17 protein-coding genes are annotated in these 14,754 nt (G+C 64.2%); 6 read left to right on the top strand and 11 right to left on the bottom strand.

The genetic code is table 11. The features are described 5' to 3' along the window. Positions 1 to 11: 11 nt before the first annotated feature. The 6 genes from ABD104_RS01310 to ABD104_RS01285 are packed head-to-tail and all read left to right on the top strand — an operon-like array spanning position 12 to position 4,823. Complete coding sequence (locus ABD104_RS01310; RefSeq protein ID WP_343927031.1) at positions 12 to 1,199, top strand: CaiB/BaiF CoA transferase family protein; 1,188 nt, start codon at positions 12 to 14, stop codon at positions 1,197 to 1,199. Beyond that, complete coding sequence (locus tag ABD104_RS01305) at positions 1,196 to 1,948, top strand: enoyl-CoA hydratase/isomerase family protein (protein WP_343927030.1); 753 nt, start codon at positions 1,196 to 1,198, stop codon at positions 1,946 to 1,948. The genes ABD104_RS01310 and ABD104_RS01305 overlap by 4 nt, the downstream gene beginning before the upstream one ends. Next, entirely contained in the window at positions 1,945 to 2,307 is a 363-nt protein-coding gene (locus ABD104_RS01300) for a VOC family protein (RefSeq protein WP_343927029.1), read from the top strand. The genes ABD104_RS01305 and ABD104_RS01300 overlap by 4 nt, the downstream gene beginning before the upstream one ends. Beyond that, complete coding sequence (locus ABD104_RS01295) at positions 2,304 to 3,236, top strand: flavin reductase (protein ID WP_343927028.1); 933 nt, start codon at positions 2,304 to 2,306, stop codon at positions 3,234 to 3,236. The genes ABD104_RS01300 and ABD104_RS01295 overlap by 4 nt, the downstream gene beginning before the upstream one ends. 56 nt (positions 3,237 to 3,292) lie before the next feature. Then, the gene (locus ABD104_RS01290) at positions 3,293 to 4,069 is read left to right on the top strand and encodes an enoyl-CoA hydratase/isomerase family protein (protein ID WP_343927027.1); all 777 of its coding nucleotides are present in this window, start codon (positions 3,293 to 3,295) and stop codon (positions 4,067 to 4,069) included. A gap of 19 nt (positions 4,070 to 4,088) precedes the next feature. Then, positions 4,089 to 4,823 (top strand): SDR family NAD(P)-dependent oxidoreductase, encoded by a 735-nt coding sequence (locus tag ABD104_RS01285; RefSeq protein ID WP_343927026.1) that lies wholly within the window; start codon positions 4,089 to 4,091, stop codon positions 4,821 to 4,823. Positions 4,824 to 4,895: 72 nt separating this feature from the next. Here ABD104_RS01285 and ABD104_RS01280 read toward each other — a convergent pair whose 3' ends face one another. The 11 genes from ABD104_RS01280 to trbJ all read right to left on the bottom strand — a co-directional run bounded on the left by ABD104_RS01280 (position 4,896) and on the right by trbJ (position 14,747). Beyond that, the gene (locus ABD104_RS01280; protein WP_343927025.1) at positions 4,896 to 5,846 is read right to left on the bottom strand and encodes a Bug family tripartite tricarboxylate transporter substrate binding protein; all 951 of its coding nucleotides are present in this window, start codon (positions 5,844 to 5,846) and stop codon (positions 4,896 to 4,898) included. Positions 5,847 to 6,019: 173 nt separating this feature from the next. Beyond that, positions 6,020 to 6,910, bottom strand: a complete 891-nt coding sequence (locus tag ABD104_RS01275) for a LysR family transcriptional regulator (protein ID WP_343927024.1) — start codon at positions 6,908 to 6,910, stop codon at positions 6,020 to 6,022. A gap of 401 nt (positions 6,911 to 7,311) precedes the next feature. After that, on the bottom strand, positions 7,312 to 8,232 hold the full coding sequence (locus ABD104_RS01270) for a nucleotidyl transferase AbiEii/AbiGii toxin family protein (protein ID WP_114482134.1): 921 nt from the start codon (positions 8,230 to 8,232) through the stop codon (positions 7,312 to 7,314). Beyond that, positions 8,229 to 8,966, bottom strand: coding sequence for a type IV toxin-antitoxin system AbiEi family antitoxin (locus ABD104_RS01265; protein WP_114482135.1), 738 nt, complete (start codon positions 8,964 to 8,966; stop codon positions 8,229 to 8,231). The genes ABD104_RS01270 and ABD104_RS01265 overlap by 4 nt, the downstream gene beginning before the upstream one ends. Before the next feature lie 94 nt (positions 8,967 to 9,060). Continuing rightward, positions 9,061 to 9,321, bottom strand: a complete 261-nt coding sequence (locus tag ABD104_RS01260) for a DUF2274 domain-containing protein (protein ID WP_011516297.1) — start codon at positions 9,319 to 9,321, stop codon at positions 9,061 to 9,063. After that, entirely contained in the window at positions 9,318 to 10,586 is a 1,269-nt protein-coding gene (locus ABD104_RS01255) for a TraB/TrbI/VirB10 family type IV secretion system protein (protein ID WP_114482136.1), read from the bottom strand. Before ABD104_RS01255 ends, ABD104_RS01260 begins: the two co-directional genes overlap by 4 nt. 2 nt (positions 10,587 to 10,588) lie before the next feature. Further along, positions 10,589 to 11,572 carry a P-type conjugative transfer protein TrbG gene (gene trbG, locus ABD104_RS01250; protein ID WP_062832703.1) on the bottom strand — a complete coding sequence of 328 codons (984 nt, stop codon included), beginning with the start codon at positions 11,570 to 11,572 and terminating at the stop codon, positions 10,589 to 10,591. Continuing rightward, positions 11,569 to 12,273, bottom strand: coding sequence for a conjugal transfer protein TrbF (gene trbF / locus ABD104_RS01245; RefSeq protein ID WP_031656899.1), 705 nt, complete (start codon positions 12,271 to 12,273; stop codon positions 11,569 to 11,571). Before trbF ends, trbG begins: the two co-directional genes overlap by 4 nt. Positions 12,274 to 12,285: 12 nt before the next feature. Beyond that, positions 12,286 to 13,665, bottom strand: coding sequence for a P-type conjugative transfer protein TrbL (gene trbL / locus ABD104_RS01240; protein ID WP_066695124.1), 1,380 nt, complete (start codon positions 13,663 to 13,665; stop codon positions 12,286 to 12,288). Next, entirely contained in the window at positions 13,662 to 13,994 is a 333-nt protein-coding gene (locus ABD104_RS01235; RefSeq protein ID WP_066695122.1) for a hypothetical protein, read from the bottom strand. The genes trbL and ABD104_RS01235 overlap by 4 nt, the downstream gene beginning before the upstream one ends. Positions 13,995 to 14,006: 12 nt before the next feature. Then, on the bottom strand, positions 14,007 to 14,747 hold the full coding sequence (gene trbJ / locus ABD104_RS01230; RefSeq protein WP_066695120.1) for a P-type conjugative transfer protein TrbJ: 741 nt from the start codon (positions 14,745 to 14,747) through the stop codon (positions 14,007 to 14,009). Positions 14,748 to 14,754 lie beyond the last annotated feature (7 nt).

Genomic DNA, 14,754 nt, shown 5'->3' with positions numbered 1-14,754 from the left:
ACATCCGCATCATGTCACCACTGAAAGACCTACGCGTCGTTGATATCAGCAGAGTGCTGGCGGGCCCGCTATGCGGGCAAATGCTGGCGGACATGGGAGCCGACGTCATCAAAGTCGAGGCACCCGCAGGCGACGAGAACAGGAAATGGGGCCCGTTCAACCAGGATCGGGAAAGCTGCAATTACCTGAGCGTCAACCGCGGCAAGCGCGGCATCGCCCTGGACCTGAAAAGCGAGCAGGCGCGCGGCATCCTTTATGCACTGATAGCGAAAGCGGATGTCCTGATCTCCAGCTTTCTTCCCGCCACCGCCGACGCCCTGGGCGTGGGCGACGCCTGCTTGCGCGAACGCTTTCCCCGGCTCGTGATCGTCAATATTTCGGCATTCGGCCATCGCGGCGCGCTTGCCGGCAGCCCCGGCTACGACACCCTGGCGCAGGCGTTCAGCGGCATCATGTCGATTACCGGCGAAGCCGATGGCATGGGCGTGCGCGCCGGCGTCTCTTTCGTGGACATGGCCACTGGCGTCTACGCCTATTCCGGCGTGCTCACCGCCCTGGAGCACCGCCGCAAGACCGGCCACGGCACCGTGGTCAGGGTGTCCTTGCTGGAAACCGCGATCAGCATGCTCGGCTACCACGCGGTGGGCTGGCTGGAGGCCGGCGCGCTGCCGTTCAAGCAGGGCTCGGGCATCTGGCACCTGGTGCCCTACCAGTCCTTCAAATGCCAGGACGGCGAAATTCTTACCGGTGCCCTGAACGACCATACCTGGACCAACCTGTGCACGGCGCTGTCGTTGCACGACTTCGCGCAATCGGCAGCCCTGCGCAGCAACGAAGGGCGCGTCCAGAACCGGCAACAGATCGTACAGGCCCTTCAGGATCTTTTCCTGACGCGGCCGGTCGACCATTGGGTCGCCGTGCTGGAACAGCACAGGGTTCCCGTCACGGTGGTGAACACCATCGATAAATCGCTGGCGCATCCCCAGGTCGTCGACAACGAAATGGTCATCGAACTGCAGAAGGCCGGCGGAACCCGCGTGCGGCTGCTGCGCACGCCGTTTTCGCTGGACGATGCGCACTGCCGATCGGATGTGGCCCCGCCCGCGCTGGGGCAGCATAGCGAAGCCATCCTCAGGGACGAACTGGGCCTGGCCTCCGCCGATATCGAGGCCTTGAAAAAACAGGGAGCCGTCAAATGAAGATGTCCCGCACGCTCGACAGCCACGGCGTCCTGGAAATCGTCATCGATAACCAGGAAAAAAGAAACGCGCTTGACGATGAGATGATCGGCTATCTTATCGAGCAACTGCAAACCCGCGCGCGGCTGACCATCCTGCGCAGCGCGGGCAAGTATTTCTGCGCCGGCCGCGACATCGCGAACATCGATCCGGACGACGATCAATCGATGCAACCGTTGCGGGCGCTCGCGCTGGCATTCAGGAACGCCAGCCAGCCAGTACTCGCCATTGTCCAGGGCCCCGCCATCGGCCTGGGGGTCTCGATCGCCTGCTGGAGCGACCTGTGCCTGTCATCGACCGAGGCGCGGTTCGCGATTCCGGAAGGCCGGATCGGCATCGCGCCGACCATCACCGCCGCCAGCCTGCTGGAAATCGTCGGGCGCAAGCGCTGCCTGGACATGTGCCTGACGGCCAGGAGCCTGACCGCCGCCCAGGCCCACGACTATGGCATCGTCCAGTACCTGGCGACGCCGGACCGTATCCATGACGCCAAGCGCGACATCGTCGACAGGGTCCTGCAGGCGGCGCCCGAAGCGCTGGCCCTCTCCCGGTCGCTCATCAACAGCCTGCACGAAGACGCCTTCCACAACCACCTGGAACTGGCGGCCCGGCAAGCGCTCGTGTCCGCCCGCAGCGCCACGGCCGCTGAAGGGCTGAAGGCCTTTCGCGAGAAACAATCCCCCTCGTGGGTTCCCAGGGAGCCGGCATGAAGGCGCTACGCATCCAGAACGTCTATTTCACATTTTCGAAGACGGAAAAGGCCAAGGCGTTCTACCAGGAACTGCTGTCCCTGAACCTGAGGTTCGAAGACGGGGAACGATGGACGCAGTACGACCTGAAGGGGCACAACCTGGCACTGGCCAGCCACGACGAAGCGGGCCCCCTCATGAACGCGATCGTGGTCGTCGAGGTCGATAGCGACGACCATCTTCAGGAACGTGTCGAATCGCTGGGCGGCACATTGGCCGGCACGCGGGACATGGGCAGCCACGGAACCGTGCACACCGTGCTCGACCCGGAAGGCAATATGTTCCAGCTCTTCATCCAAGCCCGGACGGAGCCAAAATGAGTCTCGACCTGGCAAGATACCGCAAGGCACTGGGCGCATTTCCCACTGGCGTGGCGGTCATCACCACCAATGATCCCTCCGGGCAGCCGACAGGCCTGACCTGCAACTCGTTCAGCTCGGTATCGCTGGAACCCCCGCTGGTGTTGTGGAGCCTCAGGACGCAAAGCCGGCTCCTGCCGACCTTCCGCGCGGCCAAGCAGTTCGCCATCAATGTCCTGCGGCACGATCAACACGATATTTCGGCGAACTTCGCCCGCAGCGACGACAAACCACTGGGGGACCTGGACATCGTCACCGGCGAACTTCCCACCGTGCGGGACTGCGTGGCCAGGTTCAAGTGCCGCACCGTGTCGGAATACCTGGAAGGCGACCACGTCATCTTCATCGGCCAGGTCGTTGAATTCGACTACCTGGACGAATTCGAAGCCCTGGTCTTCTATCGCGGTACCTACAAGGCCATTGCCGAATCCATCGACCGCAGAGCCTTCAGCGCGAAAGACATCGACGAGGCCCGCCGCCACATATATACCTTGCTGGCGGAGCTCGCCAGCGAACGGGCCGGCGAGGCCGACCTGCAGGCACTCGAACGCGGGGTCGATGAAATCGCCGGTCTGGAGCGCGAAGGCAAAATGAAAGAACGGGCCTACCAGGCGCTGGAGTTCTTCCACCTGATCGCCCAGGCCGCCCATTCGCCGGTGCTGAGCACCATGGTCAAGACCATCGAGGACATTTCCAAGGATGTCGTGACCGAAGGCGCCAGGCACATGAAGTGGGAAGAAATGCGCCACCCGGTGCTGCAGAAGGTTCGGGCCGACATCGTCCACGCCATCAAGGCCGCCGACAAACCGCGGGTCTCGCAGAAAATGCACGAGTACTTTCGCCATAGCCCCATGCTGCTCTGGCAGGACAGGAAATTCACGGCGCCCTGACCCGCCGGCCAGGCGGCCGTCGGTACAGATGGCCGCGATTTCTTCATAGGACGACCATGAGTCTTTCCGACCAAATCAACACCAGGCGCGACGGCCACGTCGGGATCGTGGAACTCGACAACCCGCCGCACAACTACTTCAGCATCGGCATGCTGAAAGCCATCAATGCCCACCTTGAAGCATTCGAGCACGACCGGACGGTGCGATCGGTCGTGCTCTGCGCGAACGGGAAGTCATTCTGTGCCGGCGCCGACCTGAATTCCCGCGAAACCAAGGAAAAGCGGCGACACAAGCACGAGATCAACCCGCTGTACCAAGAAGCCTACAAGCTGTTTGTCTTCCCCAAGCCCATCGTCGCGGCGCTGGCGGGTTCCGCGGTGGGCGGAGGCCTTGGGCTGGCGTTGACCGCCGATTTTCGCGTCGGCTGCCCGTCGGCCAAGTTCGCCGCGAATTTCACCCGCCTGGGGTTTCATCCGGGGTTCGGCCTGTCGTTTACGCTACCCGCGTTGATCGGCGCCCAGCACGCCGGGCTGCTGCTCTACACCGGCAGGACCATACGAGGCGACGAGGCAAAAGCCATCGGGTTGATCGACCTGCTGGTCGACCAGCAGGACGTCGACGCCGCCGCGCTGGCCCTGGCGCGGGAAATCGCGGTCTGCTCGCCGCGCGCCGTGCAGTCCGCGCGGCAGACGATGCGCCAGGGGTTCAGTGAAAAGGTATGGCTGGCCATGCAACGGGAAAGCCACGTACAAGCGGCCCAGTTCGCATCGGAAGACATCGCGGAAGGCATGAAGGCGATGGCGGAAAGGCGCCCACCGGCATTTCCGGACTAACCTCAACCAAGAGGCCAGGATGAGACTGAAAGACAAGATCGCGATCGTGACGGGCGCCAGCAACGGAATCGGGGAAGCAGAGGCCAGGCTCTTCGCCAGCGAAGGCGCCACCGTCATACTGACGGACATCGACGATCGGCGCGGCCCCATGATCGCGGACCAGATCCAGATCGACAACGGCCATGCGCAGTTCTACAAGGCCGATGCCTCGTCGGCGTCCGACTGGAAAAACCTGCTCGAATACACGCTGCGGCAATTCGGCCGGCTGGACATCCTCGTCAACAATGCCGGCATCTCGTCCAGCGCCTACGAACTCGACGACCTGCAGGCTTGGGATGCGCTGCTGGACATCAACGCCAGAAGCGCCTATCTCGGCACGCAACTGGCCAGCGCCATCATGCAAGGCGCCGGCAAGGGTTCCATCGTCAATACTTCGTCGATATTCGGCATAGCCGGCGGCAACACCGGGCACCCCGGCTATCACGCCTCGAAAGCGGCCGTCAGGAACCTCACCAAGGCGATGGCGGTGCGCCTGGCGCCGCATGGCGTACGAGTCAATTCGGTGCATCCGGGCTACATGACCCCCATGGTCAGCGCCAAGGCCTCCGGCACCGACCGCGCCTCCAAAAGCCCCATGGGCCGGCTGGGCCTGCCGATCGAAGTGGCCTACGGCGTGCTGTTCCTGGCGTCCGATGAAGCGTCTTATGTGACGGGAGCCGAACTGGCCATCGACGGCGGCTTTCTCAGCCAGTAACACAAAAAGGCCTTGCCGGCCGCCACCTTGCGGCGGCGGGCGGCAAGGCCCGGGGGCAGCGGGCAACGCGGGCTATTCAGGCTGGTACCCGATATCCTTGATCACCTTGGACCACACCTTCATATCCGCCTGGATTCTTTCGGCGAATTCGGCGGAGGAAGACGCGATAACGTCGAAACCGCTGGCATTGAGCTTCTGCGCCACCTCGGGGTCGCGCAAGGCGGCCGCAATCGCCTTCTGCACTTTATCGATCTTTGCGGGATCGGCGCCTTTCGGCATGAACACGCCCTGCCAGACGCCCACGTCGAACCCGGGCAGGCCGCTTTCATCCAGGGTCGGCACATCGGGAATATTGTCGTTGCGCTTCAGGCTGGTCACCGCAAGAATCTTGATGCGGCCGGATTCGGCCATGGGCTTGGAGCTGTGGATCGTGTCGAACCCCACCTGGATCTCGTTCGCCATCAGCGCAACCATCATCGGGCCATTGCCCTTGTATGGCACGTGCTGCATGTCTATCGACGACTGGCTCTTGAAGTATTCCCCGACCAGGTGAGGCGACGACCCCGTGCCGGCGGACCCGAAGAACAGCGGCTTCTTGCTCTTCTTGGCGTAGTCGGCAAGCTCCTTGTAATTGCCGACGCCAGTCGGGCTGCTGACCACCAGGGTAAATGGCGTGCTGGTCATGCGGCTGACCGGATCGAAGTCTTTCAGCAAGTCGTATCCCGGGTTCTTCATCAGCCACGGCTGCATCGTCACCGTCGTGCTGTGCATCAGGACGGTATAGCCATCGTTGGGCGACTGCGCCGCATAAGCCGCGCCCACCGCCCCACCCGCCCCGGCCTTGTTCTCGATAATCACCGGCGTGCCCAGCACTTCCGACAGCTTGGGGCTGACTATTCTGGCCACCATGTCGTTGGATCCGCCCGGGGCAAACGGCACGATCAGCTTGATGGGCTTGGCCGGATAATCCGCCGCCTGGCTCGCCATACTGGGAAAACCTGTCGCCATCGACACGGCCAGCACGGCCGACCATCCCTTTTTTCTACTTATCATGTCTCTCCTCCGATACTGCTCTAGCAAGCATCTGGAGGGGGATGGTATCAAGGATCAATATGCGGGACGTTACACAAAATACAAAGATACTTTTATGCTTTTGCAATGAAATCGCGTCGTCCGCTCGCTGACCGCTACCATGTTCAACTGCTGCCTTTCGAGAAAAAATCCAGGAACGAACGAATCTTCTGCGGCATGAACCGGGTGCTCTTGAATACGGCAAAAACCCCGTTGTTGAAAGAGTTTATCGTCACGCTGTAGGCCTTCAGTATATGCACCAGATCGCCCCTGGCGCGCTCGTGCGCGGTACCCCAGTTCGTCTGCAAGCTGATCCCGAGGCCCTTGACCGTCAGGTACTTGATCATCTCGGAATTATTCGAATGAAACCGGCCCGCCAGTTTCAGTTCTTCGCATTTCAGGCCATCGCGGTAGAACTTCCATACGGTCGATTCGGAATTCGGCCGATAAGTAAAACAGTTGTGTTGCAGTAAATCAGCGGGTGTCTGGGGTATGCCGTGGCTTTTCAAATATATGGGGCTGGCCACGATAATGCGCTCGCTGTCCGCCAGCTTTTTCACGATCAGCGAAGAATCCTTCAGCTCGCCCAGCCGCACGTCGATATCGTAGCTTTCTTCGATCAGGTCGACCGGCCGCTCGGAAACCTGCAGATCGAGCGTCAGGCCGGGGTATTCCTTCTGAAAGCCCTCCAGCCGGGGCATGATCATGTGGGTCGCCACTGACGGGTGCGAATGGACCCGAAGCAGCCCTTCCGGATTGGCATTGGAGTTCGACAAATTGTTCTTCAGTTCCTCGACCGATTCGATTATCTGCCTGCTCTTCAGCAGAAAATCCTCGCCGGCCTGGGTCGGCATTATTTTCCGGCTGCTGCGATCAAGCAGCTGGACGCCCATCTTCTCTTCCAGGTTGGCTATCTGCCGCGAAACGGACGCGGTGGAAAGATCCAGTTCCTTGGCCGCCGTGGACATATTCCGGTGGTGAACTACCTTGGCGAAGATTTTCATTTGCTCGAACATGGCTCATGCTCCTGAAGGCCATTTCATACGGGGGGCAACGCGCCGTGCTTTTCGAACGCTCTCATATTTCGAAAGTCCGCGCCAGATCCGCATGGGCCGGCCGGCGCAGCGCCAGGGCAGCCATCGGCCAGGGCAAGCCGCTTCCAACAAGAAAAAAGCCCTTGAAACCAAGGGCTTGATTCTACTTTCACGCCAGGCGGCGGCCGCTTAGGCCGGGCCTGGCGTCATTCCCACTCGGTCATCAATGAATCACGTAAGTCCGCGTGGTTAAAGGGATTTGCGATGATCGAAATGGGGCCTTACCGTCGTCTTTACCGTCTGCATCGGACATCTTTTGCTGGCGCGGGAGATGGGGCGATTAGCGGGGTGACGACGCTGGCGGCACCATCATCAATCGCCTTCTAGCATAGCGCAGATAGCTGCTTGGCGAGCAGGTCAGCCTGCTCGCCAAACTTCCTCGCATCGACCTTCTGCAACTGCGCCAGGTTGCGCAGCTTCCAGCGGATGCCCGGCAGATGTTCGAGGTGCGCGATGCCCAGCAATGACCACTCCGGCGTACCGGCGGCCAGCGACAGCAGGAAGCGCCGCTCGTCGTCGTCCAAGCCCTGATGGATTTCGCGCACCATGCGCTCGCGGGCAGCAAGCAGTGCATCGAGCGGCACGGGCTCGGCCGTCATGCCTTGGAAGTTGTGCTCGTAGTCGTGCCGGATGTCTCGCAACGGCGTGAACAGCACTTCATGGATCGGCCGATTGCTGCTGGACAGATAGACCACGAAGGCACGCCGGATGCCAGGCGTGATGCCCTCATGCGCAAAGAGCTGCATCACGTCGAACAGGTCGCGTGGGTGTTGCCGATCCAGTGCCGCCACCAGCTTGCCGCCGTACACGTCCTCCAGCGACACCACCGGAATCTCCAGATCGGCCATCAACACGTCGCGGGCAACCGGCGTCAGCGAAGCGCGGCGCACCGGCTGAACCGTGCCGCGCATGACGAAGTTGACTTCGACCTTGACCTGAATCGAGCCGCGACGCACCAGCAGCTTCGTCTCCCCTACTGCCGCAGCAGGCGCGTGCGTCTGAAATCCCCGCTTCTTCAGCCGCTCAGCAGCCTGCCGGATGGCCTCGTTGATGCGCGCCAACGCCTCGTCGCGCGGCAGCGTGTGATCGGGAAAAACCAGATCGAGATCGACCGACAGACGCGGCATGTCGCGCACGAACAGATTGATCGCCGTGCCGCCCTTCAAGGCGAAGGTGTCATCCACGAACACCAGTGGCGCCACCTGCGTCAGCAGGCGCGCGGTATCGAGATAGGTCTGGTTCATGGCTTGAGCACCAGCAGGCCGTCGGCCGACCGAGACACCCAAGGCCGCTCGCTGCCCGTCGGCAGCGAGGCCGAGTCGAGCTTGGCCACCCAGGGCAATGACGCCTCGCGGCCGAGTTGCAGGCACAGCCGCACGGTCTTGACGTTCGTGCAGTGCTGCAACAGCTCGCGCAGCACATCGGCACGCAGGCTGTACGCGCCTTCGACGAGTTCGCGGGCTTCCTGCAAGGGCTGGCGCACGCCAACCTCGCTCAACAGTTCCAGCAAGGCGCGCTCCGGCGCCGACACCTGCGGCGCCCCGCCGCGCTTCTCAAACGGGCCGACGTGCAGCATGGCGTCCGGCTGCTCATCGAACAGGCGCTTGCGGTGGTACTCGGCCGGGAAGCGTTCGGTGAACCATTCCGGCAAGCGTGCAGCCTTCCAGCCATACAGATGCAGCACCGGCTGCTGCGGCACGTACTGGCGCACGCCGTACCAGTCCAGCGCCGACTTGCCGCCGACGTGCAGCCCCTCGAATTGGCGCTGCAACAGCAGCAGGCTGGAATGGAGCGCCGGGGAATCGTTCGGGCGGCAGAAAACCCCCCGCGCCAAGCGCGTCAGCCACCCTGCCCGGACGTAGTGAACGGCCAGGTCGGCAGAGATGCCCAACGCCGCCAAGTCCTCCGAGGTCAGCGGCGCTCCCGGTGCCAGCCGGGTGTAGAGCGCGTTTAGCTTGCTTGAATTAGTCGTAGTCATACTACGATTTTTACAACTTTCCCAAGCGGAAGTCAATTTGATATGGCGAACCCAGTCGTAGTTTGGATACGACAACGGCAACATATTCAAAATCTCATCCCTTCGGCGCAGCCGTGCGGGAAGACGATCGGGTGTCGTCTCCCCTGCCCCGCCGGAATCCTCGATCCCCAGCAATGAACGCCTCCAGCATGTGCGGGATCAACGTCGTTGCATCGACGGCCTCGCCATACGCCTGCGCGTGCAGCGCGGCGTAGGCGTCCAGGTCGGCTTTCAGGCTGGCCGGGCAGGTGAACGTCAGCTTCGTGCTACCGCTGGACGGCAACGGGCCGAGGCGGAGTTTTCGGGCGGTACTCATCGCGCACCTCCAAGCTGATAGAACATGGGTTGGTAAGGACGCAACACGAGGTCGCGCGCCACGATCACCCGAACCGGCAAGCCCGGCCGTGCCGTCAACGTCGGCTGGATGTTCATGTTGCGCCGGGTGATCTCTTGCCCGACCTGATTGATGCTGTCCTGGGCGCTGTCGCGCCCGGCGATGACGATGCGGTTGCCGTCCTGGCGGTTCTCCGGCGCGGCCAGCTCGGCGCCGACGCCCAGCAGCGTCGTCAGCACCGCACCGGCAAAGATGCGCTTCCAGTGCCAGTCCACGTCGTCTTCCAGGCCCGCGTAGCCGGCCGGGTCAGTGCCCACGAGGTTGTCGAGCGTCAGCGATGACGTGTCCGGCAGGATGATCCGGTTCCACACCACTTGCACGCGGCTCTGCCCATAGCTGACCTGGCTGTTGTATTTGCCCAGGATGCGCGATCCCTGCGGGATCAGCAGGAACTTGCCCGTGGCCGTGTCATAGACCGGCTCCGTGACGGTGGCGATCACATCGCCCGGCAAGTCCGACTTGATGCCCGTCACCAGCGCCCCGGCGATCACCGTTCCAGCCATGACCTGATACGGCGACGTCGGCAGCGCCAGATTGCCGGAATTACGGGTTTCCGTAGAACCGGCTTTCAGGAACGCCTCTTTCTGGTCTTGCCGGTTCTGCACGGCGGTCGGGTCGGCGGGCTGGGCCGCCGTCGAGGCCGGCCCGGCGGCGAGCGGATCGAAGGCCGCGAGCGTGCTTGCCACGCCAGGTACGCCCGGCGCTGCCTGCGCCACCGTGGCCGCGGCTTGACCACCCGAGCGGAAGAACACCGACGAAGCCGCAGCGGCCTCCGCTTCCTTGCGCAAGGCGTCGTTGGGATCGTGGCCGGGGGCCGCGTAGGCGGCCACGGCTGGCTGCTGCGAGTTCACGATGGCCGGGCCGAGGTCGCCCGGCAGCGGCGGCCCCAGCTCGGGCACCTTCGGCGGCAGCTTCGAGTAGTCGGCCGGCAGGCCGTCCAGCCCTTCGGACTTCGAGACACGATCCACGTTGTAAAGCTCGGTCTGCTCGCCCGCGCCACGCCGCTGCGGCTGCAATGACCAGATCGTGGCCCCAAGCACGGCGACCGACAGGCCGCCGACGAGGATGGCCAGCGTGCGCCGGTTTAGGCGCGTGACCGGGCGCGGCTGGGCGCGCAGCGCCACCGCCTCGGGCGCGACCTTGCCCGCCTGCGGCGTGGCGAGGTCGGGGGTGTTGTCCTGGCTCATGGTCAGTTCCTCCGTGCCACGCCATCCGTGCGCTCGATCCGCACCACGTCGCCCTTGTCACCGCCCAGGCGCAGTTCGGCCGCGCCGAACAGCCGATCCACGATGTAGTACGGCGAGCGGAAGCGGTAGTTCACCAGTTGCCCGTCGCCCTGCGCGCCGATGACAAACAGCGGCGGCAGCTCGCCTTGCGCGATGCCCGCCGGAAACTGGATATAGACCTTTTCGCCGTCATCGAACGCACGCAGCGGCTTCCAGGGCGTATTGCTGCCGCTGATCGCGTAGCGGAAGCGCAGGTTCTCCAGCGCCAGCCCGGTATCGACAGGCGCGGCGGCATTGGCCGCCTGCGCCTGACGCTGTAGCGCCAGCATCCGGTCGCGCGGATACTCCCAGGACACGGACGCCATCCACGTCTTCTCCGTCGAAGCCAGCTCCAGCAGGTACGTCCTGCGGCTGGTGGTAATGACGAGATTGGTCTTGAGGCCCGAGCGGATCGGCTTGACCAGCACGTTCACGCGCAGGTCGGCACCGCTACCGCTGGACGTGTCGCCCACGATCCAGCGCACGGTATCGCCGGCGGCCACCGTCACCAGTTCCTCGCCCGGCTGGAGCGAAACCACGGTCACACGGCCGACGGCCGCATAGACCTGATACAGCGCGCCATCGGTGAAGGGCCAGACCTGAATCGCATTGACGTAGCCCTCGCGCGTGGGCGCGACGCGGGCCTCGGCATTGGCGCGCGAGACGCGCACCTTCTCGTCGGCCGGCTCCGGCGCGGGTTTGGCGTCCTCGAGCGGCTTCAACTGCGCCGGCATTGGCAGCACCTCGGGCACGGCCACCACTTCCACCGGCGCGGGCGGCTCCGGCAGCGGCTGCGCCTGCACCGGCTCATCGAGCGAGATGGTTGGCGGTGGCTTGCCCTGCGAGGCGCAGCCCGCGAGGGCGAGCAGGATCGCCGGCAAAGCGGATTTACGGAAAAGATCATTCATGGCTTGGCTCCTTCGGAAGAATCCAGTTCGCGGCTCCACGACAGGCCGTTGACGTAGATGCCCAGGGGGTTCTTGCGCAGGCGTTCTTCGGTGCGCGGCGGCTGGAGCACGATGGACACCACGGCCGTCCACCGCTCCAAGCCCGCCGCGGCGCCGTTGACGTAGCGGCGTTCCGTCCAGCGCACGTTGAAAGACGTGTCGCTGGCGCGCACGACGCTGGTGATCTGTACCGTCACCGACTCCTTGCCGATGCGCGCGAACGGGTCGTTGACCCGCGCGTAGTCGTTGAGCACGGCCGCGCCCTTGTCGGTCGTGTAGTCGTAGGCGTCCAGCCAGTTCTGGCGGACGACGATGGGGTCGATGGACAGCGAGCGCACCAGCGTCACGAAGCGCGCGATGTGGTGCGCGGTCTGCGCATCGTTGGGCCGGTACGGCGTGGCGGCTTCGCCCACGGCGCGCACCTGGCCCGCGTTGTCCACCTCCACGACGTAGGGCGTCACGAAGGACTGCGCCGAGCGCCACACCAGGCCGCCAGCCATCAGCAACGCGAGCGTCAGGCAGCCGAAGGCCATGAGGCGCCAGTTCTTCGCCTGCACGCGCGGCGAGCCGATGCGCTCGTCCCACACCTGGCCGGCAGCTTGGTACGGCGTGGCAGGCTGCGGCGTGTCGGCATAGCGCACCTGCGGTTTCTTGAATCGCATGGTCAGTTCTCCTTATGAATCGGAATCGCGCAGGCTCGGCCCCTGGCCGGAGCCGCCGCCATCGCCACCGCGTAGCGTGTGGGCGGTGGTGGTCGCGGCATGGGTGAGTTGCTGGCGGCGATGCAGGCGTTTGGCCCAAGCGGGCTGTTCCTGTTTCTGTGCGGTAGCGGCGCTGGCTGCGGCCTCGCCTGCGCCACCCTGACCGGATGCCGCACTGCCATCGGCAGCAGCGCCATTCCAGCCAGCGCGGAAGGGAGCGGCCATGCGCTGCCCGGCAGCGGAGGCGCGGGATGCCGCGCCTCGCCCGGCTGCCTGCGCGCCGGTCTTGGCGACGTTGCCCAGGCCCGCCATCGCGCCCTTCGCGCCGCCGCCAGCGGCGGCGGAACCGGCCTGAAACGCCGACTTCGCACTGCTGGCCGCCGACGTAGCGGCGCGCGCACCGCTGCCGGCCAGCTTGGCGGCGGCCGGGGCCATGCGCGCGCCAGCAGCCACGGCGCCACCCACGCCCGTCGCGGCGGCGCCGATGGCGACGGCCGTGCCGGCAGCGCCGACTGCAGCACCGGCCATTGCGCCCGCGCCGAGTTGCGGCGCACCGGAGACGAGGCCCGTGGCGATGCCGGGGCCGAAGATCCCGAGCGCCAGCAAGGTGAGCGAGGCCAGCATGATGACCAGTGCGTGGTCGATGGACGGCTCGGCGGGATGGACTTGGAACTGAGCGAACAAGCCCGAGCCGATACCGACGATCACGGCCAGTACCAGAACCTTGACGCCGGAGGCCACCACGTTGCCCAAGACCTTTTCGGCGAGGAACGCGGTCTTGTTCCAGAGCGCGAATGGCACCAGCACGAATCCGGCGAGCGTGTTCAGCTTGAACTCGATCAGCGTGATGAACAGTTGGATCGCCAGCACGAAGAAGCACAAGACCACGACCAGCCACGCGAGGAACATCACCACGATGGGGTCGAGGTTCACGAACACTTCGGGAAAGCCCGCCATCTCGCCGATCTGCTCCAGAATCGGCGCTCCAGCGTCGATGCCGGTTTTCGCCAGCCGGCCCGGCTGCAAGAAGTTCTCCATCGTGATGGCCGAGCCGGTGGCGGTGATGCCCAATCCCGCAAACGAGCGGAACACGATGCTGGCCAGCCAGTTGAAGTTATTGATGATGTAGGCGAAGGCACCGACGTAGAGCACCTTGCGCAGCAGCTTGGCGATCACGTCCTCGCCCTGGCCGGTGGCATGGCTCATGGCCCAATACAGGCCGACGATCGTCATGTCGATGACGATCAGCGTGGCCGTGAGGAACGCCACTTCGCCCCGCAGCAGCCCGAAACCCGAGTCGATATAAGCGGCAAAGGTGTTGAGGAATTGGTCGATGATGGTCACGTCATTCATGGCGTGTCCTCCGGTTCGGCGGGAACGGCCGCCGCCATGTCATCGGCCGGTTCCTCGAAGCTCGGCGGGATCGGCGGCAGGTCGGCCAGCGTCTGGTATTCATCCGGCCCGGCCCGGCCGGAGAAGAAGCGCCGCCGGAAGGCTTCGGCGGCGGCACGGCAAGCGTCCTCGCCCGTGGCCTGCATGACCTGTCGTGGATGGGCCGTGCATTGCTCGCGCAACGCCTTGAGCCGCACTGGATCGGCGGCCAGGGCATCCGCAAGGTGGCCGACCGGCTGCTCGCCGCAAGCGGCCAGCAGCGCGGTACACAGGACGAGGACGCATCGCATGGCGGCCTCCCGTCAGTTGCCGTAGAAGTTCACGGACTGCGGTGTGTACGGCGTGCCGTCACCCAGGAAGCGCCGCCGCACCTCGCGGGCGCGCTCCGTGGCCGCCGCCTGCCGCGCCAGCTCCAGCGAGGCCGCACGGTCTTGCGTGATCTGAAGCCGCTGCGCTTGGATCGACTGCTTGGCCTGCAAGGCCAGCAACTGGTTCATGGCCTGCATGGCTTGGAGCGCGCCTTGGGCCGACTGGCTCTTGCCCACGAGATCGGCCAGCACGCTTTCGTCTTCGCCCAGGTTCTGCGACACCTGCGCCTGCATCTGCATGGTGGTCTGCAAGCCGTTGAGCGTGTTCCGCCAACGCTCCTGCGTGTCGCGGACCATCTGGTCGCCGCTGACGGTGGCGGCGTACTGCTCGGGATACAGACGTGCGAACTCCCGATCCAGATTCGTCACGTCGTAGGCCAGGCCTCTGGCCTGGGCGATCAGCCGCTCGGTCGTCGCCAGGTTGGCGCGCAACTGGTTCACCACGCTGGACGGCAGGCTGGCGAGGTTGCGCGCCTGGTTCATCAGCATCTGCGCTTCGTTTTGGAGCTGACGAATCTGGTTGTTGATCTGCTCTAGCGTGCGGATCGCGGTCAGCGTGTTTTGCACATAGTTGCTCGGATCAAAGACGATGCGCCAGGCCAATGCTGGTGAAGGCGTCAATATCGTCAGCGACAGTGCGGCAGCAAGCGAAATGGAAAGCGCACGGATCTTCATGGCTGGT

Source organism: Pigmentiphaga daeguensis, assembly GCF_039523035.1.
Classification (GTDB): Bacteria; Pseudomonadota; Gammaproteobacteria; order Burkholderiales; family Burkholderiaceae_B; genus Pigmentiphaga; species Pigmentiphaga daeguensis.
This window is presented reverse-complemented; position numbering and strand designations above follow the sequence as displayed.